20 protein-coding genes and 1 riboswitch are annotated in these 23773 nt (G+C 67.7%); of the genes, 8 read left to right on the forward strand and 12 right to left on the reverse strand.

What is annotated here, in order from left to right:
• Positions 1 to 45 precede the first annotated feature (45 nt).
• Genes AVME950_RS10270 through AVME950_RS10280 form a run of 3 tightly spaced genes read right to left on the reverse strand, consistent with a single transcriptional unit; the run spans position 46 to position 2981 of the window.
• Positions 46 to 1077: a DctP family TRAP transporter solute-binding subunit gene (locus AVME950_RS10270; protein ID WP_272565140.1), complete on the reverse strand. Its 1032-nt coding sequence runs from the start codon at positions 1075 to 1077 to the stop codon at positions 46 to 48.
• A gap of 51 nt (positions 1078 to 1128) precedes the next feature.
• Complete coding sequence (locus AVME950_RS10275; RefSeq protein ID WP_284429739.1) at positions 1129 to 2427, reverse strand: TRAP transporter large permease; 1299 nt, start codon at positions 2425 to 2427, stop codon at positions 1129 to 1131.
• A complete protein-coding gene (locus AVME950_RS10280) occupies positions 2424 to 2981 on the reverse strand; it encodes a TRAP transporter small permease (protein ID WP_284429740.1) in 558 nt (185 codons plus the stop codon). The genes AVME950_RS10275 and AVME950_RS10280 overlap by 4 nt, the downstream gene beginning before the upstream one ends.
• Positions 2982 to 3179: 198 nt before the next feature.
• On the opposite strand from AVME950_RS10280, the gene AVME950_RS10285 reads away from it, so the two are divergent.
• From AVME950_RS10285 to AVME950_RS10315, 7 genes are all read left to right on the forward strand, one after another.
• The gene (locus AVME950_RS10285) at positions 3180 to 4118 is read left to right on the forward strand and encodes a LysR substrate-binding domain-containing protein (protein WP_272565137.1); all 939 of its coding nucleotides are present in this window, start codon (positions 3180 to 3182) and stop codon (positions 4116 to 4118) included.
• A 185-nt stretch (positions 4119 to 4303) separates the two neighbouring features.
• A complete protein-coding gene (locus AVME950_RS10290; protein WP_284429741.1) occupies positions 4304 to 5191 on the forward strand; it encodes an amino acid ABC transporter substrate-binding protein in 888 nt (295 codons plus the stop codon).
• Positions 5192 to 5313: 122 nt separating this feature from the next.
• Positions 5314 to 6216, forward strand: coding sequence for an amino acid ABC transporter substrate-binding protein (locus AVME950_RS10295; protein WP_284429742.1), 903 nt, complete (start codon positions 5314 to 5316; stop codon positions 6214 to 6216).
• 122 nt (positions 6217 to 6338) lie between these two features.
• On the forward strand, positions 6339 to 7070 hold the full coding sequence (locus tag AVME950_RS10300) for an amino acid ABC transporter permease (protein WP_272565134.1): 732 nt from the start codon (positions 6339 to 6341) through the stop codon (positions 7068 to 7070).
• A gap of 1 nt (position 7071) precedes the next feature.
• A complete protein-coding gene (locus AVME950_RS10305) occupies positions 7072 to 7764 on the forward strand; it encodes an amino acid ABC transporter permease (RefSeq protein ID WP_272565133.1) in 693 nt (230 codons plus the stop codon).
• A 23-nt stretch (positions 7765 to 7787) separates the two neighbouring features.
• Positions 7788 to 8525 (forward strand): amino acid ABC transporter ATP-binding protein, encoded by a 738-nt coding sequence (locus tag AVME950_RS10310; protein WP_092745297.1) that lies wholly within the window; start codon positions 7788 to 7790, stop codon positions 8523 to 8525.
• A gap of 295 nt (positions 8526 to 8820) precedes the next feature.
• Positions 8821 to 9228, forward strand: a complete 408-nt coding sequence (locus AVME950_RS10315) for a hypothetical protein (protein ID WP_284430233.1) — start codon at positions 8821 to 8823, stop codon at positions 9226 to 9228.
• A 61-nt stretch (positions 9229 to 9289) separates the two neighbouring features.
• Here AVME950_RS10315 and AVME950_RS10320 read toward each other — a convergent pair whose 3' ends face one another.
• Complete coding sequence (locus tag AVME950_RS10320) at positions 9290 to 11785, reverse strand: glucose/quinate/shikimate family membrane-bound PQQ-dependent dehydrogenase (protein ID WP_284429743.1); 2496 nt, start codon at positions 11783 to 11785, stop codon at positions 9290 to 9292.
• A 302-nt stretch (positions 11786 to 12087) separates the two neighbouring features.
• On the opposite strand from AVME950_RS10320, the gene AVME950_RS10325 reads away from it, so the two are divergent.
• Positions 12088 to 13050, forward strand: coding sequence for a tripartite tricarboxylate transporter substrate binding protein (locus tag AVME950_RS10325; protein WP_284429744.1), 963 nt, complete (start codon positions 12088 to 12090; stop codon positions 13048 to 13050).
• A 79-nt stretch (positions 13051 to 13129) separates the two neighbouring features.
• On the opposite strand, the gene AVME950_RS10330 is transcribed toward AVME950_RS10325, so the two are convergent.
• The 8 genes from AVME950_RS10330 to AVME950_RS10365 form a co-directional block, all read right to left on the reverse strand.
• The gene (locus tag AVME950_RS10330) at positions 13130 to 13957 is read right to left on the reverse strand and encodes an HAD-IIB family hydrolase (protein ID WP_502869406.1); all 828 of its coding nucleotides are present in this window, start codon (positions 13955 to 13957) and stop codon (positions 13130 to 13132) included.
• 114 nt (positions 13958 to 14071) lie between these two features.
• Positions 14072 to 15916, reverse strand: coding sequence for a hypothetical protein (locus AVME950_RS10335; RefSeq protein WP_284429746.1), 1845 nt, complete (start codon positions 15914 to 15916; stop codon positions 14072 to 14074).
• Positions 15917 to 16003: 87 nt separating this feature from the next.
• On the reverse strand, positions 16004 to 17806 hold the full coding sequence (locus AVME950_RS10340) for a hypothetical protein (protein ID WP_284429747.1): 1803 nt from the start codon (positions 17804 to 17806) through the stop codon (positions 16004 to 16006).
• Positions 17803 to 18801 carry a glycosyltransferase family 2 protein gene (locus AVME950_RS10345; RefSeq protein ID WP_284429748.1) on the reverse strand — a complete coding sequence of 333 codons (999 nt, stop codon included), beginning with the start codon at positions 18799 to 18801 and terminating at the stop codon, positions 17803 to 17805. Before AVME950_RS10345 ends, AVME950_RS10340 begins: the two co-directional genes overlap by 4 nt.
• An 11-nt stretch (positions 18802 to 18812) precedes the next feature.
• Positions 18813 to 19166 (reverse strand): DMT family transporter, encoded by a 354-nt coding sequence (locus tag AVME950_RS10350; RefSeq protein WP_284429749.1) that lies wholly within the window; start codon positions 19164 to 19166, stop codon positions 18813 to 18815.
• Positions 19167 to 19187: 21 nt separating this feature from the next.
• A complete protein-coding gene (locus tag AVME950_RS10355) occupies positions 19188 to 20654 on the reverse strand; it encodes a hypothetical protein (RefSeq protein WP_284429750.1) in 1467 nt (488 codons plus the stop codon).
• Positions 20651 to 22279, reverse strand: coding sequence for a peptide chain release factor 3 (locus AVME950_RS10360; protein WP_284429751.1), 1629 nt, complete (start codon positions 22277 to 22279; stop codon positions 20651 to 20653). The genes AVME950_RS10355 and AVME950_RS10360 overlap by 4 nt, the downstream gene beginning before the upstream one ends.
• A gap of 192 nt (positions 22280 to 22471) precedes the next feature.
• The gene (locus tag AVME950_RS10365; RefSeq protein ID WP_284429752.1) at positions 22472 to 23509 is read right to left on the reverse strand and encodes an acyltransferase family protein; all 1038 of its coding nucleotides are present in this window, start codon (positions 23507 to 23509) and stop codon (positions 22472 to 22474) included.
• Between the two features lie 151 nt (positions 23510 to 23660).
• Positions 23661 to 23757, forward strand: a riboswitch (S-adenosyl-L-homocysteine riboswitch).
• Positions 23758 to 23773: the final 16 nt, after the last annotated feature.

The following is a 23773-nucleotide window of genomic DNA, read 5'->3' on the forward strand; positions in this document are numbered from 1 at the left end:
CGCGCCCTGGTGCGCGGGCGCCGGTCCGCAGGCCGACCCGGCCCTTCAGGGCTTGCGCGCGGCGATCGCCTTCTCGGCCTGGTCCACCAGGTCCGCGCCGATCTGGCCCTTCCACTTGTCGAACACCGGGCGCGTGGCCTTGGCGAAGGCGGTGCGTTCGGCGGGGCTGAGCTGGGTCACCGTCACCCCGTGGCTGGCGATTTCCTTGAGCAGGGGCTTGTCGGCCTCGACCATGCCCTTGCGCGCGATGGCGATCTGTTCCTTGCCGGCGTCGATGGCGGCCTGCTTGACGATTTCGCGGTCGGCGGGCGTCCAGGAATTCCAGATGTCCTTGTTGACCACGAAGATCAGCGGGTCGTTCATGTAGCCCCACAGGGTCATGTATTTCTGCGCCACGGTGTAGAGCTTGGCAGCCATGTAGACCGACACCGGGTTCTCCTGCCCGTCCACGGCACTGCTGGCCATGGCGGGCTGGGCGTCGGCCCAGCTCATCTGGGTGGGGTTGGCGCCCAGTGCGGAGAAGGTGTCCAGGAACAGCGGCGAGCCGACCACGCGGATCTTCAGGCCCTTGAGGTCCTCGGGGCTCTTGATGGGGCGCTTGGAGTTGGAGATTTCACGGTAGCCGTTCTCGCCCCAGGCCAGCGGCACCACGCCGGCCTTGTCCAGCGTCTGGAAGATGCTCTTGCCCACCTCGCCTTGCGTCACCGCATCCACGGCGGCGTAGTCTGGAAACAGGAAGGGCAGCGAGAACAGGTTGAGCGGCTTGACCTGGGGCGACCAGTTGATGGTGGAGCCCACGGCCATGTCGATCACGCCCTGGCGCAGCGCGCTGAACTCGCGCGTCTGGTCGCCCTGGATCAGCGAAACGCCGGGGTACAGCTTGATGTTGATGCGGCCCTGCGTGCGTTCGCGGACCTTGCTGGCCCACAGTTCGCCGCCCTTGCCCCAGGGGAAGGCGGTGCCCAGCACCAGCGACATGCGGTATTCGCTCTTGTAGTTTTGCGCCAGGGCCGGCGTGGCGAAGGCCAGTGCGGCGGCGGCAGCGACGGCGCTGGTGAGGAAGGTGCGCAGTTTCATGGTTTCAGTCTCCTGGTTCTCGGTGAAAAGGGGGCGGTGGGGTCGATGGGGTCAGTAGCCCAGGCGGGCGGGCAGCCACAGCGCCAGTTGCGGGAAGGCAATGACCAGCACCATGACGATGAACATCGCCAGCAGCATCGGCCCCACCCAGCGCACGGTGGACTCCATGCGCACGCCGGCGATGCGGCACGACACCATGAGGTTCACGGCCAGCGGCGGCGTGAACTGGCCCAGGGCGACCTTGAGCGTGAGGATGACGCCGAACCACACCGGGTCCCACTGGTAGTGCTGCATGATGGGCAGCAGCAGCGGCACGAAGATCAGGAAGATCGAGATGCCGTCGAGGAACATGCCCACCGTGATGAGCAGCAGGATCAGCAGCGCCATCACGCCGTATTCGCCCAGGCCCGAGTTCACGATGGCCTTGGCCACCGGATCGATCACGCCCAGCGTGGACAGCGAGAACGCGAAGATGCCGGCCAGCGACACCACCAGCAGGATCACGGCCGAGAGCTCGCCCGCCTCGCGCAGGATGGGAAACAGGTCGCGCACCCGGATGGTCCGGTGGATGCACATGCCCACGAACAGGCCGTAGAACACCGCCACCACGGCCGCCTCGGTGGGGGTGAACCAACCCGCCCGCATGCCGCCCAGGATCAGCACCGGCGCGGCCAGGCCCCAGGAGGCTTCGCGCAGGCTGCGCCAGAACGGCGGGCGTGGCATGGAGGATTCGAGCGCGCCCATCTTGTGCCGGCGGGCCAGCCACACCGCGGGCACGATCAGCGCGATGCCGGCGAGCACGCCGGGAATCATGCCGGCCGCGAACAGCGCGGGCACCGAGGCGCCCGGCACCAGCACCGAATAGATGATGAACGCGACGGAGGGCGGGATCAGGATGTCGGTGGCCGCCGCGGCGCCCACCACGCTGGCGGAGAACGAGCCCGGATAGCCCGCCCGCGACATGGCCGCGATCATCACGCCACCCACCGCGGCCGCGTTGGCCGGGCCCGAGCCGGAGATGCCGCCCAGGAACATCGCCACGGCGATGGCCACCAGGGGCAGCATGCCCGGGCCGCGGCCCACGATGGCCACGGCGAAGTTCACGAGCCGAAGCGCCACGCCGGAGCGGTCGAAGATCGAGCCCACGAGCACGAACATGGGGATGGCCAGCAGCGGGTACTTGCCCAGGCCGGCATAGAAGTTCTGGGGCACGGCCAGCAGGCCGAACCATTGGCTGTCGGCATTGGCCAGGGCAATGGCCGCCACCCCCGCCAGCCCCAGCGCGGCGCCGATGGGCACGCCCACGAACATCATGGCGAGGAACGCCACGAACAGCAGGGTCGCGATCATGCGGAGGTGTCCTGCCGGCCCGCCGAGGAGGCCGTGCGGCCCCGGCGGATGAACAGCCCCACCGCCCGCCAGGTGATCAGTGCGGACAGCAGCGGCAGCCACACCGAGTACCACCACTGCGGCACGCCGATGCCGGGGGAGGTCTCGCCGAAGCGGTAGTCGTCCCACACCACCCGCACGCTCAGCACGGCGATCGCGCCGAACAGCAGCGCCACCATCAGTGCACCGAAGCGGGCCAGCACGTGCCGGCGCGCGGCCGAGCCGCCCTCGGCGAACCATTCGATGCGGATGTGCTGGTCGCGCGCGACCGCGGCGGAGCCCGCCACCAGCGCCAGGACGATCATGAGGAAGACCGAGATCTCCTCGGTCCAGGCGAAGGAGGAGTTGGTGAAGTAGCGCACCAGCACATTGGCGAAGGTGATGAGGGCCAGCGCCGCCATCACGATGACGGTGAGCCAGTCTTCGATGCGCAGGGAGCGGGGAGCGTCGTCGGGCGGTGCGGCAGGCCGTGCCGCGTCGTGGGGCGCGGGCCCGGACGGGGGAAGTGAGGACATGGGAGGCAGAGGGTCGAGAGAACGGACAACGTGGCGATGCGGGTCACTCTGCCCGCCGGCCTTGTGCGCCAGGGGCCCGGACGGGGCGGCGCTCGGAGCGCCGAAGCCATTTTGCAAGCAAACGTGGCAGGGTCCGGTGCAGGGTTTCCCCAAGGGGCCTTGCGCCGCAGGCACGCGCGGCCCCCGATAATGCGCGCCATGGAAACCAAGTGGCTCGAGGATTTCGTCAGCCTCGCGGAAACGCGCAGCTTCAGCCGTTCAGCGCAATTGCGCCACGTGACCCAGCCGGCGTTCTCGCGCCGCATCCAAGCGCTGGAGGCCTGGGCCGGCACCGATCTGGTGGACCGCAGTTCCTACCCGACCCGGCTCACGCCCGCGGGCAAGACGCTCTACGAGGAAGCGCTGGAGATGCTGCAGGCCATGCAGAACACCCGCGCCATGCTGCGGGCCCACACCAGCGCCGGCAAGGACATGATCGAGTTCGCAGTGCCGCACACGCTGGCCTTCACGTTCTTTCCCGCCTGGCTGTCGAGCCTGCGCGAGCGTTTCGGGCCGGTCAAGAGCCGCCTCATCGCGCTCAACGTGCACGATGCCGTGCTGCGCCTGGTGGAGGGTGGGTGCGACCTGCTGATCGCCTACCACCATCCCTCGCAGCCCTTCCAGCTCGACGCCGACCGCTATGAAATGGTGACCCTGGGCCAGGAAATCCTCTCGCCCTATTCGCGCGCCAATGCCGACGGCCAGCCGCTGTTCAGCCTGCCGGGCCGCGCGGGCGAGCCGCTGCCCTACCTGGGGTATGCACCCGGGGCCTATCTGGGCCGCGTGACGGATTTGATCCTCAAGCAGTCGGGCACGGCCATCCACCTGGACCGCGTCTATGAAACCGACATGGCCGAGGGACTGAAGGCGATGGCGGTCGAGGGGCACGGAGTGGCCTTCCTGCCGCACAGCGCGGTCAAGAAGGAACTGCGCTCGCGCCGCCTGGTCAGTGCGGCGCCCCCGGGCGTGGAGGACCTGCAGATGGCGATGGAAGTGCGGGCCTACCGCGAAAAGCCGTCCGGCAAGGAACCCTCCAAGGGCATCGCCCAGTCGTTGTGGACCTACCTGCAGGCCCACAGTACGGACAAGCCCCTTTGACCGCAGGGTCAGGTTATGTGTCAAATGCATATTCCACCGTGCATTTGGCATTGGAAAGACCGTGTGACGGGACGTACATTCCGTCCCGGCGTCCGGAGCGAAGTGCACAAGCCTTCGCCCAACAGAGACGCCCGGCCTGGCACGGTGTTTGCTCAGGTTAGAACTTACGAACTTTGAGACAAGCCATGAAAACATTCCATTGGAAGGCCGTATGGGGCGTTGCCGCCTTGTGCTGGGGCATGGCTGTCTCCGCGCAGGGGGTACTGGAGCGGGTCACCGCAGGCGGCAAGCTGGTGCTGGCCTACCGGGAATCCTCGGTGCCCTTTTCCTATGTGGACGCCGGCAAGCCCTTGGGCTACGCGGTGGAGCTGTGCCAGCGGATCGCCGAGGTCGTGCGCAAGAAGACCGGCCGCAAGGACATGGAAGTGGAATTCGTGCCGGTCACCTCGGCCAACCGCATGGAAACCATCGAGAAAGGCCGCGCCGACATGGAGTGCGGCTCCACCACCAACAATGCCGAACGCCGCCAGGTCGTGGCGTTCACCGTGCCCCACTTCATCACCGGCGCCCGCCTGCTGGTGCCGGCCCAGAGCAACGTGGACCGCATCGAAGACCTCAGCGGCAAGAAGCTCGTGTCCACCAAGGGCACCACGCCCTTGAAGGCGGTCCAGCAGATCAACCGCGAGCGGCTCCTGCAGATCAACATCGTCGAAGCCCCGGACCACGCCCGGGCCGTCGAGATGGTGGAAAAGGGCGAGGCCGATGCCTTCGCGATGGACGACGTGCTGCTCTACGGCCTGGCGTCCAACCGCCCCAATCCGGCCGCCTTGAAGGTGGTCGGCAAGTTCATCACCACCGAGCCCCTGGCGATCATGCTGCCCAAGAACGACCCTGCGTTCAAGAAGGTGGTGGACGACGAGATGCGCCGGCTGATCACCAGCCGCGAGATCTATCCCATCTACGACAAGTGGTTCGCCCAGCCCATACCGCCGTCCAACCGCGCGCTCAATCTTCCGGTGAGCTATCTCTTGCGGGATTTCTGGCGCTATCCCACCGATCAGGTTCCGTTTTGAGCGCCGTTTTTTAGCTGCGCTGACCCGATGTTCCGGGTATTCGGCATGGTGGCGAATTTCACTCCGTGCCAATATCTAGAATGATTGTTTCCGTTGTATCCGTAAGTTCTAAGGAGATCCTGATGAAGAAGCATTTGCTGGCAGTCGCCATCACCGCCCTGGCTGCAGGGAGCGCATTCGCGCAAGCCAATGACACGCTGGCCAAGATCAAGGCCTCCGGCACGATCACCGAAGGTGTGCGCGAATCCTCCGGCCTGTCGTACACCCTGGGTGACGGCAAGTACACGGGCTTCCACTACGACGTGTGCGCCAAGGTGATCGCCGATGTGCAAAAGCAGCTCGGCCTGGCCAAGCTGGACGTCAAGTACCAGCCCGTCACGTCGCAAAACCGCATCCCCCTGGTGCAAAACGGCACCGTGGACATCGAGTGCGGCTCCACCACCAACAACGCGGCCCGCCAGAAGGACGTCGCCTTCGCGGTCACGACCTATGTCGAAGAAGTGCGCATCGCCGTCAAGGCTGATTCGGGCATCACCGGCATCAAGGACCTGAACGGCAAGAACATCGCCACCACCACGGGCACCACCTCGGTGCAGACGCTGCGCAAGAACAAGCGCGCCGAAGGCCTGACGTTCAAGGAAGTGTTCGGCAAGGACCATTCCGACAGCTTCCTGCTGCTGGAATCCGGCCGCGCTGACGCCTTCATCATGGACGGCTCGATCCTGGCTTCCAACATCGCCAAGTCCAAGAGCCCCAACGATTTCAAGATCGTCGGCGAAGTGCTGAGCGTGGAACCCATCGCGATCATGATCCGCAAGGACGACCCCGCCTTCAAGAAGGCCGTGGACGACAGCATCAAGGCGCAGATCAAGTCCGGCGACATGGCCAAGCTGTACGACAAGTGGTTCATGCAGCCCGTGCCTCCGAACAACGTGAAGATCGGCCTGCCGGTGAGCGAAGCGACGAAGGCCGCCTGGGCGAACCCCAACGACAAGCCCATGGAAGAGTACGCCACCAAGGACTGAGCGCCCGGCGCTCGCATGCGGCAAACGCCCACCTGACGGTGGGCGTTTGTTTGTTTCCCCGGCAGGGATGCCCGGGATGGGGCGCCAAGTTTGAAGACAACGAGATTTGAGAAGGATTTCCCATGGGATCAAATTGGGATTGGCAAGTCTTCCTGCAGGACCCAGGGGGTGAATACCCGACCTACCTCCAGTGGATGCTCTCTGCCTGGGGCTGGACGGTGTCGGTGGCCCTGCTGGCCCTGGTCATCGCGCTGGTGATGGGATCGATCGTCGGGACGCTGCGCACGCTGCCCGACAACAAGGTGCTGGTCGGCTTCGGCAATGCCTGGGTCGAGCTGTTTCGCAACATTCCGCTGCTGGTGCAGATTTTTCTGTGGTACCACGTGCTGCCGGCGATCTTTCCGGTGCTCAAGGGCGTCTCGGGCTTCATCCTCGTGGTGCTGGCGCTGGGCTTCTTCACTTCGGCGCGGATCGCCGAACAGGTGAGGGCGGGCATCCAGGCCCTGCCGCGCGGCCAGCGCTACGCGGGCATGGCCATGGGCTTCACCACCGTGCAGTACTACCGCTACGTGCTGCTGCCGATGGCATTTCGCATCATCATTCCGCCGCTCACGAGCGAGACGATGAACATCTTCAAGAACTCGTCCGTGGCCTTCGCCGTGTCGGTGGCCGAACTGACGATGTTCGCGATGCAGGCGCAGGAAGAGACCTCGCGCGGCATCGAAATCTACCTGGCCGTGACGGGCCTGTACGTGATCTCGGCCTTCGCCATCAACCGCATCATGGCCTTCATCGAAAAGCGCACGCGCGTTCCCGGCCTGATCGTGTCCGGCGGCACGGGGGGAGGCCACTGACATGATGAATCTCGACCTTTCCTTCTACAGCTGGGACATCATCAGCAAGTTCGTCGTCAAGGGCTTTTACTTCAGCATCATGCTGACGCTGATCGCCACGGTCGGCGGCATCCTGCTGGGCACCGTGCTGGCGTTGATGCGCCTGTCGGGCAAGAAGTGGCTGGACGCGCCGGCCACGTTCTACGTCAACGGCATGCGCAGCATCCCGCTGGTGATGGTGATCCTGTGGTTCTTCCTGCTGGTGCCGGCCTCGTTCTACGCGGCCCTGCCCGGCGGAATCGGCACGAGCTACCGCTCGGAGCTGTCGGCCATCATCACCTTCATCGCCTTCGAGGCCGCGTACTTCAGCGAGATCATGCGGGCCGGCATCCAGTCGATCTCCCGCGGACAGGTGTTCGCGGGCCAGGCGCTCGGGATGACCTACGGCCAGAACATGAAGCTCGTGATCCTGCCGCAGGCGTTCCGCAACATGCTGCCCGTGCTGCTCACGCAGACCATCATCCTGTTCCAGGACACTTCGCTGGTCTACGCCATCGGTGCCTACGACATGCTCAAGGGCTTCGAGACGGCGGGCAAGAACTACGGGCGGCCGATCGAGGCCTACCTGCTGGCAGCCGTCGTGTACTTCGCGATGTGCTTCGCACTGTCCTGGGTCGTCAAGCGCCTGCACCGGAAAATCGCCATCATCCGCTGAGCGGAAAGAGTGAGGAAATAGCAATGATTGAAATGAAGAATGTCTCGAAGTGGTACGGCAGCTTCCAGGTGCTGACCGACTGCTCCACTTCCATCCAGAAGGGCGAAGTCGTGGTGGTGTGCGGCCCTTCGGGCTCCGGCAAGTCCACGCTGATCAAGACCATCAACGCGCTCGAGCCCTTCCAGAAGGGCGAGATCTTCGTGGACGGCATCGCCGTGCACGATCCCAAGACCAACCTGCCCAAGCTGCGCAGCCGCGTGGGCATGGTGTTCCAGCACTTCGAACTGTTCCCCCACCTGTCGGTGACCGAGAACCTGACGATCGCGCAGGTCAAGGTGCTGGGCCGCGGCGCGGACGAGGCGAAGAAGCGCGGCCTCAAGATGCTGGACCGCGTGGGCTTGTCGGCGCACAAGGACAAGTTCCCCGGCCAGCTGTCGGGCGGCCAGCAGCAGCGCGTGGCGATTGCCCGTGCGCTGTCGATGGACCCCATCGTGATGCTGTTCGACGAACCCACGTCCGCCCTCGACCCCGAAATGGTGGGCGAAGTGCTGGACGTGATGGTGGGCCTGGCCAACGAAGGCATGACCATGATGTGCGTGACCCACGAAATGGGCTTCGCGCGCAAGGTCAGCAACCGCGTGATCTTCATGGACGTGGGCGGAAAGATCCTGGAGGACTGCTCCAAGGACGATTTCTTCAACAACCCGGATGCCCGCCAGCCACGCACCAAGGACTTCCTCAACAAGATCCTGCAGCACTGATCCGCTGCGAGCCTCCGAGCCCCTGCGCCCCTGTCGGCGGCAGCAGGGCACGAACGAGAAGCGCCCCCCGGGGCGCTTTTTTCATGGGCATCCGGGCAGGGAGGGCGGGGCAGCGCAACAATGGGGCGCCCTGGCGGATGGGGCGGTGGTTCGCGGCCGTCCGCTTCCCTTTTCCCCTGCGTGCGCATTGCCCGCCTTTCCTGGATTCCCATTGCCCATGCCACTGCCCGATGACGTTCAGGCCGACGATGCAGCCGCTGGCGGCGCGCGTGCAGGCGCTGGTGCGGGTCGGGAGGTGGATGCCCGTGCGGGAGCGCATGGCCCGGATTGGCAGGTCGTGCACCTGCACCCCTCGGCCCCGCCGCAGCCGGCGCAAGGCGCGCCCTGCAACGGCTGCGGCCTGTGCTGCCTGGCCGAGCCCTGCCCGCTGGGCATGCTGGTGTCGCGCCGCCGGCATGGCCCGTGTGCGGCGCTGCGCTGGCGCGAAGAAGGCGCTGGGGGCGATGCCGCACCGGGCCGCTATGTCTGCGGCATGGTCGCGGACCCCGGCGAGGTCACGGGCTGGCGCAGCGCCTGGGCCGTGCGGCTGATGCGCGCGCTGGCCCGGCGCTGGATCGCGGCCGGCATCGGCTGCGATGCGCCGCCGCTGCGGGTGCCTGAGGGAGCGGTCCATCCCCCAAAGGACCCGGGCAGTTTGCTATAAAAATAATAGCTATATGCCCTAGTATCGATTGCGCTGGAGGCCTTTTTGTCTCAAAGCCTCGTCAGGTGCGCGGCAGGGCGTAGGCGATCAGCCAGTCCCCCGTGCGCGTGCCGAGCGAGCCGTGCCCGCCCGCCGCCACCACGATGTACTGCCGGCCATCGGCCCCGGTATAGGTCATCGGGGTGGCCTGGCCGCCTGCGGGCAGGCGGCTCTTCCACAGCTCGTTGCCATTGGAGACGTCGTAGGCCCGCACGTAGTAGTCGAGCGTGCCGGACAGGAAGGCCACGCCGCCGGCCGTGGTCACCGGGCCGCCCAGGTTGGGCACGCCCATCTTGAACGGCACGGGCACGGGAGCCAGGTCGCGCACGGTGCCGTTCTTGTGCTTCCAGACGATCTTGCCGGTGGTCAGGTCCGCGCCGGCCACGTAGCCCCAGGGCGGCGCCTGGCAGGGAATGCCCAGCACCGAGACGAAGGGCTTCAGGCGCACGGCGAAAGGCGCGCCCACGTTTTCGTTCAGCGCGGGCAGCATGCCGTGCGGTGGCGCGCCGCCGGGCTGGACCAGCAAGGTGGTGTCGTCGGTGCGCGGGATCAGCTGCGAGGTGAAGGCCAGGTAGGTGGGCGTGGTGAACGCCATCTCGCGCTGCGGGTCCACGGCCACGCCGCCCCAGTTGAACACGCCGAAGTTGCCGGGATAGACCAGGGTGCCGCGGGTGGAGGGCGGGGTGAAGCGGCCTTCGAAGCGCAGCTTCTCGAACGCGATGCGGCACATGAGCTGGTCAAAGAGGGTCACGCCCCACATGTCCGCGCCGGTGAGCGGTGCGGGGTCGAACGACAGGGCCGATTTGGGCTGCGTGGGCGCGGTGCGGTCGCCTTCGGCGGCGCCCTGGGGGGCGGGCACCTCGGTGACCGGCAGGATGGGGGTGCCGGTGCGACGGTCGAGCACGAAGACCTCGCCCTGCTTGGTGGGCTGCACCAGCGCGGGCACGCGCTCGCCCTTGACGGTCAGGTCCACCAGGCTGGGCTGCGCGGGCACGTCGTAGTCCCACAGATCGTGGTGCACGGTCTGGAAGTGCCAGCGCACGCGGCCGGTGGCCAGCTCGAGCGCGACGACGGAGGACGAATAGCGCTCCACCTCGGGGCTGCGGCGGCCGCCCCACTGGTCGGGCGGCTGGTTGCCCATGGGCACGTAGACCAGGCCCAGGGTTTCATCCACGCTGGAGATCGACCAGCTGTTGGGCGAATTGGCGGTGTAGGTCTCGCCGGGGCCGATGGGCGCGGTGGCCTCGGGCTTGGCCGAATCCCAGTTCCACACCAGCGCGCCGGTGTGCACGTCGTACGCGCGGATCACGCCGGACTGCTCCTTGGTGGAGGCGTTGTCCAGCACGGTGCCGCCAATGATGACGAGATCGCGCGTGACCACGGCGGGCGAGGTGGAGTAGTAAGCGCCGGGGCGGCGGTTGGGCATGCCGGTCCACAGGTCGATCTGCCCGGTGCCGTTGCCGAAATCGGTGCACAGGCCGCCGGTGCGCGGGTCCAGCGCGAGCAGCCGGCCATCGGCCGTGGGCATGAACAAACGCCCTTCGCACGACGCCGTGGGCAGGGCGGGTGCCGAGGCCGGCACGGGTGTGGCCGGCTTGGCTGCGGGTGGGGAAGAGGGCGCTGGCGCGGCCGTCGGAACGGCCGCGGCGCCGGCGGTGGCCGGCTCGGGCGGCTGGTACGACAGGCCGCGGCAGGTCAGGTGCTGCAGCGCCAGTTCGCCTTTGCCCTGCACCTGGGTGTCGTAGCGCCAGACCTGCGCGCCGGTGGTCGCGTCGAGCGCAATGACCGACTGGTGCGGGGTGCACAGGTACAGGCGGTTGCCGACCTTCAGCGGCGTGACCTCGAAGGTCGTCTCCTGCGGATCGCCGGGCTCGCCGCGCACGTCGCCGGTGCGGTACTGCCAGGCGACCTCCAGGCCGCGAACGTTGTCGGGGGTGATCTGGCCCAGCGGGGAGTAGCGCTGGCCCTCGCCGGTGCGGCCGTAGGCATGCCATTCGCCGGGCGGGATGGCGCCGTTGTCGCCAGGGCTGCCAGCCGCGGCGGGCACCGCCGTGGTGGGGGTGGGGGCGGCATGCGCGGCGAAGGCGCCGGGTACGTCGTGCGCGTCATGGAACCACGAGGCCACGGCCACGGCCAGAAAGGCCGCCAGCGTCACGCCCAGCGCGCGGCGCGGGCCGCGCTGCGATGGCGAGACCAGGCCGCGGGACACCCAGGGCGTGAGCAGCAGCACCCCCAGCACGAAGAACACGTCGCCCCGTGCAGCAAGCGGCCACCAGTCCAGCCCGGCCTCCCACAGCGACCACAGCAGCGTCACCAGCACCAGCCCGGCATAGACCCACAGGGCGGCGGGGTTGCGCTGGGCCAGCATCCAGCCGGCGAGCAGGGTGGCCAGGCCCGCGGGCAGGTAGTACCACGAGCCGCCCAGGGCGATGAGCCAGACCCCGCCGACGCCGATGGCCAGGCCGATCACGACGAGAAGCACCCCCAGGAAAACAGGCGCGTGGCGTTGGTTGGGCATGACCATTCCTCTTGAATAGGCAGTTCCCGGGCATGGCCTGCGGCCGGATGTGCGGGGGTTGGGGCTGGGAAGCGGCACGCTGGAAGTCGCGTGCGCCGGGGGTGACGTTAAGCGGGCACCCCGCGCCGCCGTGTCGGTTCCGCCCGTCGCCCCATGTAGGACGAACGCACCGGGCCCCGGCACCGGTGCTTTGGAGCCTTGCATGACGCGTGCGCGACAGGGCCTCAGGGTTTCCGGCCTGCAGGGATGGGGCTGTGCTGCGCTGCAATGGTGGTTGCTTACTTTGCGAGAACCGACCGACCATGCAGCGCCGCCATCTCATGCAGCTCGGGGCCGCGGCCCTGGCCGCCCCCGCCCTTACCGCCCGTGCCCAATCCTTCCCCGCCCGGCCCATCAAGCTGGTGATCGCCTTCCCGGCCGGCGGACCCACCGACATCACCATGCGCGTGCTGGCCGACAGCGCCGGCAAGGCGCTGGGCCAGCCGGTCATCGTGGACAACAAGCCCGGCGCCGGCGGCACGCTGCCCGCGCAGCTGCTGCAGTCCTCGGCGGCCGACGGCTACACCGTGGCGCAGATCCCGCTGGGCGTGTTCCGCATGCCCTACACCACCAAGATCAACTGGGACCCGGTCAAGGACATCACCTATGTGCTGAACGTCACGGGCTACGCCTTCGGCGTGGTGGTGCCGGCCGACTCGCCGTTCAAGACCTGGGCGGACTTCGTGGCCTATGCCAAGGCCAACCCCGGCAAGCTCAGCTACGGCTCCACCGGCACGCTGACCAGCCCGCACCTCACCATGGAACTGGCCGCGCAGCAACTGGGCCTGCAACTGCTGCACGTGCCGTACAAGGGCAGTGCCGACCTGATGCAGTCCATCCTGGGTGGGCAGATCATGGCCGCGGCCGACTCCACCGGTTTCGCGCCGCAGGTCGAGGCGGGCAAGCTGCGCGTGCTGAACACCTGGGGCGCCGAGCGCCTGGCGAAATTCCCCGATGCGCCCACGCTCAAGGAGCTGGGCATCGACGTGGTGCAGAACTCGCCCTTCGGCATCGGCGCGCCCAAGGGCACGCCGCCGGACGTGGTCAGGCGCCTGCACGATGCGTTCAAGCAGGCGATGGACCAGGAGTCCTACCGCACCGCGCTGGCGCGATACGACATGGTGCCGATCTACATGGACAGCGCGCGCTACCGCCAGTTCGCGCAGGACACCTTCACGCGCGAGAAGGCGCTGGTGGAAAAGCTGGGCCTGGGCAAGCCGCTGTAGTCCCTCGCGCACCGGGATGGAGCGCCGCTTGCGATGGATTGATTTGCTATGAAAATAATAGCTACAAGGGCAATATTTTCTAGGGCACGCGGCCCATCGCACCCAAAATGGCCTGCGCGACCTCGGCAAAGCCCGCGCCGCGCTCGCCCCGGGTGACGTAGCGCGGCCGGTGGCGCAGCTGCGGCACGAAGCGCGCCACGTTCGCCACGCCCACGCTGTGGGCGAAGCGCTCGAACATCAGCTGGTCGTTGGTGGAGTCACCCACGTAGACCCATCGGTCGATCTCGGCGTCCAGGTCGCGCCCCAGGCGCTCGCGCACGATCCAGCGGGCACCCTCCAGCTTGTTGTGTGTCCCGAACCAGCCGTTGACGTGGATGCTGCTCACCGTGGCATGCATGCCCGCCGCGTGCAGGCGGTCCACCACCTGGTCGATGGCGGCCTGCGGCAGGTGCACGAACTCGCTGTGGTCGATGGCGATGTCGCACTCGCGCCCGGCGGAATCGGTGGCGCGGCGTGCGCCCGGCACCTCGCGCTCGATCTGCGCGAGCACGGCCTGCATCCGCGCGTAGTTGGCCGCCCGCGTCGGCGCATCCTGTTGATACCATTTCGATAGCACGATGCCGGCATTTTCATTGCGCTCCAGGGCATTCTGGTTCCGCTCCGCCACCAGCGCCACCGCGCCGTTCTCCGCCACGATGGCGTCCACGGGCCACGCGGCCGCGAAAGGCTCGCTCCAGCCCACGGGGCGCCCGGTGATCGGGATCACATGCAGGCCCGCCGCTTTCAGGTCCGCGATGGCGGCCAGCGCATCGGCAGTGATGGCGCCATCGGTGGTGAGGGTGTCGTCGATGTCGGTGAACACCCCGGCGAGGGTGGCCGGCGGCTGCCAAGCGGCCAGAGGCTGCAAGGTGGCGGGGAGGGGGGAGGGCGAAGGCATGGCGGTGGCAGGGAAAGGCGTGGCCGGAAAGTAGGGGGACGCGCGATCAGGGCCTGGGCCGCCCGCGGGGGCGTCCCCAGGCCCTCAGCGCTTGGCGAACTCGATGATGGCCCGGTAGAAGCGGTCGGAGCCGTCCTTCGTGTTGTCCGGGCCCAGCTCCATGCGGTTCACGCCGTTTTCGGCGCTGCCCTTGAACCGGTTCGGAATGACGGAAAAGTAGTACGGGCTGATGAACCGCGCGCCGCCGGCGTAGTGCGACTGCATGGCCGCCAGGTGGGCGCCGTCGCGCTTCCACTGCTGTGGATTGAATTCGGGCACGCCGTAGTCGGCGATCTTGCGTTCGGCCAGGAACCCACGCACCCAGTCGCTGTCGGTGGCGCCGCCATACAGGTTGATGCCGTGCTTCCAGGGCAGCGAGCCGTGCAGGGTCTGGTCCGCCGCGAAGAGCTGCGGGTTCCAGGAGGAGTTCACGTTGGGCACGATCTGGTGGGAGTACAGCTTGTCGGCCGGCAACCCTTCGCTCGAGGCGATGCGGTGGAACTCGCCCAGCAGCCGCGCCACCTGCTGCTCGCGGTAACGGTTCCAGTCCCGCGCCAGCGGATTGAACAGCACGCCCTGCTGCGGCTTGGGCAGGTCGAGCCACGAGCGCACGCCGGGCAACTCGCTCGCGGCTTTCATGCCGAAGACCTCCGGCGGGCGGCGGTTGGGCGGTGCCACGCGGCGGTCGCGCGGCATCACCGTGAATTCGGTCTGCGCCACCTCGAAGCGCGCTCCGCCCACGCGCGCCACGATCTGCGCCATGTGCTTGCCGGGGCGCAGGGCGCTGAAGTCCACGTCGGTGCGAAAGCCCACGTTCGGCGTGGTGACCTCGTCCAGCGCGCGGTACACGTCCAGCCGGTTGTAGCCGCGCGCCACCGGGCCGATGTAGCGCGCATCCAGGTACAGGTCGAGGCCGGTCACGCGGCCTGCGGGGTCCCACAGCCAGCCGGAGAGCGGCAGGGTGCCGTCGGCAAAGGCGTCGTAGTGCTCGCCCAGGCTGCTGGCCGGCTCGCGGCTCACATCGTGCGACGGGGCGGGAACGGTGTTGAACGCGGCGTAGGCCGTCCCGGCCTGCCGGTTCAGCGCCGCGATGCTGCCGTACTGCCTGGCCAGGTAGGCCTGGAAGCCCGCCACCGAGGCCGGGCTGTAGTCGGTGGTGCGGATGTTCTGGTACTCGCCCATGCCGTGTTCGAAATCAGGGAACAGGTGGTGCAGTTCGCCCGCGAGCGTGATGGCGACGATGCGCTGCTGCTGCTCCGCAGGCAGGGCCTTGATGCGCCGGGCCACGTAGCGCAGGGCCTCGTAGCGGTAGCGGTTGACCGGAATGCTCGCATCCGTCTCCAGCGTGTAGGGCGCGATGCGGTAGCCGAAATAGCCCAGCTCCAGCGGCTTGCCCCCGGGCAGTTGCATGAGGTTGCGCGGGTCTTTCTCCAGCTCGTCGGTCAGGGGGCCGGCGGAGTCGAAATGGTCCCCGGCCAGGTACAGCACGACGGGGCGTTTCACATCGGCGACGAGCTGCAGGAATTCATCGACCCGCGCCGTGTCGATCTCCCAGCCCGTAGCGGTCCTGCGGTACAGCGCCAGCAGCTGGAGCGTGGACGTGAAGCCGATCTGCACCTGACCGCGCGGGCCGCCGGGCTCCAGTGTGTCGAGCAGGCGGTTGATCGCTGCCGCGCCCGTGCGCTTGCGCGCGCGGCACAGATCGATGGCGGCTTCGTAGGTCTTGATCCGCGGGTCGCTGGCGGCCTCGTCGCACACCATCGTGCCGACGATGGTCGGGGCGACGATGAACGGCGCGCGCGCCGGGCGGGGGGCGGTGTCCGCGTGCGCAGCGGCTCCCAGCAGGGACAGTGCCGCCGCCAGAATCCGGTGAGCGTTGAAAAAGCGCATGGCAGAGTGTCCGTCAAGGAAAAGAACTGCAAGGCCATGTCCGGCCGTGCAGAAGGGCCCCGGTGGGGGCTGGGAAAAAGCGGAGCCTCAGGGTGGGCTGAGCGCTTTTTCCCGGTAGAAACGTCCTTCGCTGGCCTCGTACAAACCCAGCTCGCCGAACTGCATGCGCGTGCCCGGCTTGCAGTGGAACTCCATCGTCAGGCGCCCTGGCGGGCCGGGCATCACCAGCGGCATCGTGCCCCAGGTGATGTCCTGTCCGGCCTTCAGTCCGTCCAGGCGCACGAGGCTGGCGCGTGCGGCACCGTCGGGCCGGGTGTAGCCCACCCACAGGCGCTGGCACTGGCCTTCCAGGCGCTCCAGCGGCAGCCGCAGGATGGAGATGCCATCCATCTTGAAGGCCTTCGCGCGCCACTCGACCAGGGCTTTCCCGGACGCCATGGGCACCTCGGCCGCGAACGGGTCGCCCTCCCACCCCTGGGTCTGGACCGTGCCAGGCTCGGCCATCTGCAGCAGCACGGGGTGCCCGAGGCTCAGGTCGGGCATGAGCGGCGCGCTGGCGCGCAGGTGGTAGTAGCCCAGCCCGATGCCCGCCACGATGGTGACCAGGGCGCCGCCCAGGGCCATGCCCCGGCGTGGCTGGCGCCACAGCATCGCCACGCCTTGTGCGGCCAGCAGCACGAACAGGATGTCGAGCGCGCTGATGCTGTAGCGCGGGTTGTAGAGCACCGGCACATGCACCGCGCACTGGTAGGCCGCGGCGCCGGTGACCATCCACACCATCAGGTGCCGGCGCCCGCCCCACGCACCCAGGCACGCCAGGATCACCAGCACCACGCGCCAGGACCGGTCGTTCATGACATGGCGGTCCAGGTGCGCGCGGCTGAAGAACAGCACGGCACCGAGCTTTTGCACGTACATCTGCGCCAGCACCGGGAAGGGCGTTTCGCGCAGCATGGTCTTGGCCACGGCCATCAGGCGGCGGTCGCCCTCGATCGAAAGGTGCCCCTGTCCGTCCGTGATGGTGGACTCATCATGGACCAGTCCGAAGTACGGCGGCTCGTAGCCGGACAGCACGGGGTTGCTGCCGAAGTACAGCGCCGCGCCTGTGCCCGTGGCGACAATGGGCCGGCCGAATTCCTCGTTCTGCCGCGCCATGTAGGCGCCCACCAGCGCGAGGGCGATCAGGTGCACCGCCGCGATGCGCACGGCCGCGCCTCGTTGCGCGCCCTGCAGCTTGCGCGATGCGGCGAAGAACGCCACCACGGCGAACGGCAGCCAGTACATGTAGGTCCCGCGGGTCAGGGTGGCCGCGGCGAGGGCCAGGCCCGCCAGGACCACGGCGCCGATCCGCCAGCGCGCTGCGCGCGTACCGGCCGTGGTGTCTACCGCATAGGTGGTGGCCCAGAGCCACACGGCAACCAGGAACACGAAGGGCGCTTCGCCCATGAGGACCGCCCCGGCCTCCACCAGCATGTGGGGCAGCACGAACAGCCAGGCCGCGGCGGCGGCGGCCACGCGGCCGCCGATCTTGCGTGCGGCATCGAACGTGAGCACCAGCGCCACGAGCGAGATCGCGAGATTCGCCGCCTTCACGGCCACCGGGTCCGCCCCCGAAAGCGCCATGTAGACGACCGCGCCGGGCGCCACCTTGAGCATCTTCGGATCGCTGAACAGCTGCGCTGCATCCTCCAGCAACTGGCGCGCCAGCGGCAGGTAGGTGTGCAGCGAGTCGAACGGGATTTCCACCCGCGTGAGCACTTCCACCGTGCGCGCCGCGTAGAAGATGAGGGGCACGACCAGTCCCCACAGCATCCAGTGCAGGGTGGCGCGCTCGGACGGTGCGAGGGTGTGGCTGTCGTTGGGAGCGATGTGGCCTGGGGAGACGCTCATGGCGCGGCCTTCCCGGCTGGATCGGCGGCGGCATCGAGGTCGTCCGGATGCAGGTAGGTGCTCAGGGGCTCGGTGGGCACGCTGCCCACGTCGTAGTGCAGGAACGCCACCAGGAACTGGATGCCGATGAGCACCGGCAGCGCCGCCAGCATCACGGTGCCGCTCGTGGCCGGATGGGTGCCGTAGGCGCTGTTGATCCAGTGCATCGCCCCGAACAGGCCCCCCGCCAGCAGCAAAAGCATGCCGAAGAGGCTGTAGATGGAGCCCACGTTGAAGTCGCGCACGAGGTAGCTGTACACGTAGCGCCGGGCCAGGCGCGAGGCGTGCTTTTTCAGGAATTCGGGCAGGACCTTGCCGATCTTGAGGTTCGATTCTTCGTCCGCGTACACGGCGTCCATGGGCACGTCGCGCACCACCGCCCGCAGCGTGTTCAAGCGGAACAGCATGTCGGTCTCGAAGAAATAGCGGCGCTCCAGCTTGTCCAGCGGAAGCTCGCGCAGCACGCTGGTGTGGATGGCGGTGTAGCCGTTCGTCGGGTCCATGATGGACCAGTAGCCGCAGCTGAGCTTGGTCATGAACGACAGCACGGCATTGCCGAACAGGCGCATCCCGGGCATGCCGCGCACCGATTCGGGCCGGAAGAAACGGTTGCCCTTGGTGTAGTCGGCCCGGCCGTCCTGGATGGGGCGCACGAACAGCGGCAGCAGGCGGGGGTTCATCTGGCCGTCGCCGTCGATCTTGACCACGATGTCGATGCCGTCCGCGACGGCCTGGCGGTAGGCCGTGACCACGGCCCCGCCCACGCCCTGGTTCTCGGGGTTGAACAGCACCTGCACGCGCGGGTCGGTGCAGTGCTGCTGGACGAAGGCGCCGCTGCCGTCGGGGCAGGCGTCGTCCACCGCGTAGATGCGGGACACGCTGGCCGGAATCGTGCGGATCACCTCCAGCACATGCTGGGTGACCTTGTAGCAGGGGATGGCGACCGCGACGCTCATGGTGTGCTTCGTCATGCCGAAGCCCTCCCCGCCACGGCAATGCCTGCCAGGATCAGCGCGCCCCCGATGAAGGTCTGCAGATGCAGCGGCTCTTCCAGGAACAGCCACCCCAGCGCCGGCACGATCAGGAAGGCCAGGCCCATGAACGGATAGGCCAGGTGCAGCGGTGCGCTGCGCAGCACCCAGATCCACAGCAGCGTGGTCACGCCGTAGAGCGCCAGGGCGACGATGAGCCAGCCGTTGAAGATCCAGTCGGTCAGCACCGGCTGGGCCGGCAGCATCATGGCGGCCTTCTTGAACAGCAGTTGCCCGAGCGAGATGCCGAGCACGCACAACAGGGTCAGGGACGTGAGTAAAAGGGACATGGTGAGAAGGCTGGGGGCGTGTCATGCCGACACGGAGCGGGCCGGGCCGGGGCGGCGCAAGGCGAAAGCGGGAAGCAGGGCCAGGGGCAGGGTGAAAAACGGCAGGAGGTAACGGTATTCGCCCGCCGTGGACAGCAGGAAGATGGCCACCAGCTGCACGGCCATGGGCAACGCCACGATCAGCAGGGGCAGGTCGCGCCGGGCGATGCCCCGGCACAGGGCCCACGCCAGCAAAAGCATGCCGAGCCAAGGGGTCCACAGCAGCCACCGCCATGCATGGCTGGCCTTTTGCAGGGCGCTGAAGCGGCGCTCCACGCCGCGCAGGTCGAACTGGCGAAAGACCGACACCCCCTGCGTGCGCTGCAGCACGTAGGTGGCGTAGGTCACGGAGGGAAAGCCGCCCTGCGCGAGCGCGGCGGCCAGGAAGACGTTGACCCGGCTGGCGATGAAGTCGGGCAGGTTCTGCCAGAGGTTGTAGGTGAGGAATTCACGCACCAGCGCCTTCTGGTCCGGCTGCGGCAGGCCTTGCACCTGCGGTCCCTCGGGGTGGAAGACGAGCATGTCCCAGTACGCCGGGTCGGCATAGGCCTGCAATTGCGGCAGGGGGCGGTAGCGCCCGAGCATCTCGATCGTGGCGGGCGACACCTTGGGCCGGTCCAGCACCCAGGGATCGTTCATGTGGGGATACTGGTCCCACAGGCGGTTCATGGCCCGGGGCTTGAGAAAGTTCACGGTCTCGAAGACCACCATGGGATAGACGGCTTCCTGTGTCCTGGACGGATGCAGCTGGTGGCCCGCGAACATCGCCGCGCACACCGCACCGATGACCGCCGCCAGCGTCCAGCGGCTGCGGCGCTCCAGCACCAGCAGCACGGCGACCGCCGGCAGCAGAAAGACGATGCCGTTCGGCCGGGCGAAGGCCGCGAAGGGCAGCGCCACGGCCACCATGGCCAGCGAGGCCGCGCCCATCGTGCGCTGGCGGGCGGCCAGCCACAGCTCGAACAGCAGGCCGCAGGACGCCACGGCGAAGATGCCGTCCGGGTACAGCGTGCCCATGAAGTAAATCATGTGCGGCGCCAGGCACACCAGCACCAGCACCACCGCGAAGCTCTTTCTCAGGCCCTGCCGCCAGTACCACGCGAGCATGCGGGCGAAGATCAGCGCGCACAGGCACAGCAGCACCGCCACGGGCACCTCCACCCGCCGCGTGCCTTCGTAGAACAGGCGCACGAAGTAGTACCAGAAGACGGTCTTGCCGGAGCGGAAGTCGCCTGCGCGCTCCACCTCCAGCAGGATGGACACCGAGTCCTCGCCCAGGATGCCGGGCCAGAAGGCCATCAGCCAGGTGCCGTACAGCGCCATCAGGGCGCTCCAGATCACCAGGAACGGGGTGGCTGCCCGCCAGCCATCCCGCGGGGCGCGGACCGCGCGGGCAATGGACGGAGATGGCAGCGTCGCTCCCACGGCCGGGCGATGGTCTGCGCTCAACCGGCGGCCTGCAGCGCCAGGCCGGCGTGCTCGCGCAACGGGTGGAAATGGATCTTGGGAAACCGCTCCTGGGCCAGGCGCACGTCGTAGGGCGAGGTGCACAGGTAGGCCAGCGTGTCGGCTGCGTCGTGCGCGAGCCGCAGCGGGTAGGCGTCGGTGAACGCCCGCAGGTCGGCCGGGCTGTCGGCGGTGATCCAGCGGGCGCCGGTGTACTGGCAGCCCTCCAGCCGCACGTCGGCGTCGTATTCGGTCTTGAGGCGGTGCTGCACCACTTCGAACTGCAACTGGCCCACCGCGCCCAGCAGCATGGCACCGCCGGCGTCGGGCTTGAAGACCTGGATCGCGCCTTCCTCACCGAGCTGGGCCAGGCCCTGCTGCAGCTGCTTGGTGCGCAGCGGGTTCTTCAGGATGACCGTCATGAACAGTTCGGGCGCGAAGAACGGCAGGCCGGTGAACTGCAGGCTGGCGCCGTCGGTGATGGTGTCGCCCAGTTGCACGCCGCCATGGGTGGTGAAGCCGATGATGTCGCCGGCATAGGCCTCTTCCACCGCCTCGCGGCGCTGCGACATGAAGGTCACCACGCTGGTGGGGCGCAGTTCCTTGGCGGTGCGCTGCACCTTGAGCTTCATGCCCGGCGTGTACCGGCCCGAGGCCACGCGCACGAAGGCGATGCGGTCGCGGTGGTTGGCGTCCATGTTGGCCTGCACCTTGAACACCACGCCCGAGAAATTCTGGTCTTCGGGCTGCACGGTTTTCTCGACCGGCTGCTTGTTCACCTGCAGGCTGCTCAGGCGGGGACGCGGCGAGGGGGCCAGGTCCACCAGCGCATCCAGCACTTCCATGACCCCGAAGTTGTTCACGCCGGAGCCGAAGAACACCGGCGTCTGCTTGCCGGCGAGGAAGGCCTCGTGGTCCCAGGTGGGCGAGGCGCCCACGGCGAGTTCCATGCTCTCGATGGCGGCGTCGAATTCGCTGCCGAAACGCGCGCGCAGGTTGGCGGCGTCCGACAGGGGAATGGTCTCGAAGTCCTGCGGGCGGCGCTCGCTGCCCGACTCGAACACCGTCATGGCCTGCGTGCGCAGGTTGATGATGCCGCCGAAACCCTTGCCCTGGCCCACGGGCCAGGTCATGGGCACGCAAGGCATGCCCAGCTCGCGCTCGACCTCGTCCAGGATGTCCAGCGGTTCGCGCACTTCGCGGTCCATCTTGTTCACGAAGGTGATGATGGGCGTGTCGCGCTGGCGGCAGACCTCGATCAGGCGGCGCGTCTGCGCCTCCACGCCGTTGGCCGCGTCGATCACCATCAAGGCCGAATCGACGGCGGTGAGCACGCGGTAGGTGTCTTCCGAGAAGTCCTTGTGGCCCGGCGTGTCCAGCAGGTTCACCACGTGGTCGCGGTAGGCCATCTGCATGACCGAGCTGGCCACCGAGATGCCGCGCTGCTTTTCGATCTCCATCCAGTCGCTGGTGGCGTGGCGGCTGGCCTTGCGGCCCTTGACGGCGCCGGCGATCTGGATCGCGCCCGAGAACAGCAGCAGCTTTTCAGTGAGCGTGGTCTTGCCCGCGTCCGGGTGGGAAATGATGGCGAAGGTGCGGCGGCGCCGTGTTTCGGAGACGTAGGACACAGTGTTTTTTGGTGAGTGGCGCGGCGCACGCGGGTGGGCCGAAGTACGGGCGCCAGGGCCGGCGCGCTGGCGTGCCGCCGCGGAGGGCGCCCGCGGAAAAGTGGCCGTATTCTAATGGCGGCCCCCATGCCGGACCTCGGTGGGACCGCCCCGGCCCGGCCCCAGGGCCGCCGCCTTGGCCCCTCGCAGGGGTCAGGGAGCCGCTTGGGGCGCCACGGGCGTCCGCTGGAACCACCGCTTGAACCGCAGCGCTGGCGATTCCACCAGATGCCAGGAGGCATAGCCTGCCACGGCGGCCAGTGCCACCGACAGCAGCAGACTCGGAATGAACGCCAGATCGGGCCAGAGCGCATACACCGACTGCTGCACCGGACAGCCGTACAGATAGATGCCGTACGACGGGTCCCCGCCGCGCTGCAGGAAGGCCAGCGCGGGCACGTTCAGCGAGCCGATATGGATCAGCAGCGGCGGCAGCAGGAGCAGGCCCGCTGTGTGCTCCATCTGCAATCCGAAGAAGAGCACGGCGGCCAGCGGCGCCAGCAGGAGCAGCAGCCGGCCGGAGCGGGCCTGGAATGCATCGCGGAAGACGGCGATGAGCGCGCCATAGGTGAAGTAGGCGGGGTATTCGAACCAGTGCTGCATCTCGCCGGTCAGGTCAGCATTGCGCGCGGTGAGAAAGAACGCGAGATAGGCCACAGCGGCGAGGCCGGCGAGCCAGCGAGACCGGAACACGCCCAGCAACCCTGCGCCTGCCAGCACCAGGTAGCACAGGCTTTCTATCGGGATGGTCCACAAGGGCCCGTTCATCAGGTGCTTGATCGGGTTGTTTTCGAACACGCCCGGCAGGTAGGGGTAGTCCCTGATCAGCAGCAGGTTGCGAAAGTAGCCGAGCGTATCGGGGTGGGCCAGAAAGTCCGCGGCCGGCATCGAGTTGAAGAAGATCCCGAACAGAAAGACGTTGGTGAGCACGGCGAACAGCACCCCGGGCCAGATCCGCAGGAACCGCTTGGACAGGAACGCCAGCGCCTTGGGCTGGCGCAGCCAGCTCTGGGTGACGAGGTAGCCGCTGATCGTGAAGAACGTCATCACCGCCACGCCACCCACCATGTCGGAATGCAGCCAGGTGGGCGACGCGGTGTGCGTGATGTGGAAGTGGTGGCTGAAGATCACCGCGCTCGCCGCGCAGATCCGCATCAGATCGAACAGGTTGCCCCGGTGCTGTGTGGACATTGTCTCTGGGTTCTTCTGGCCCTTTGCGGGCGTATCGCTGGTTGTCTTGTTGTCATGCCGGCACCTCGAATCCATGCCGGTCTCTGCTCTGTAGCGTGCCACGGTCGGCGCGCTGGCATGGGCGCGAAGCGCGATATCCTTATAATCGCCGCTTTCCGAGGAGCGTTGCAGCGTCTTTACCCCCGGTGCCCGGTGTGCGGCAGGGACGCGAGGCTCGGATCATCATTTTGCAACGACGCTCGCCCACGCTTCTTGTGCGGTGAG

The sequence above is a fragment of the Acidovorax sp. SUPP950 genome, assembly GCF_030158935.1.
Classification (GTDB): domain Bacteria; phylum Pseudomonadota; class Gammaproteobacteria; order Burkholderiales; family Burkholderiaceae_C; genus Paracidovorax.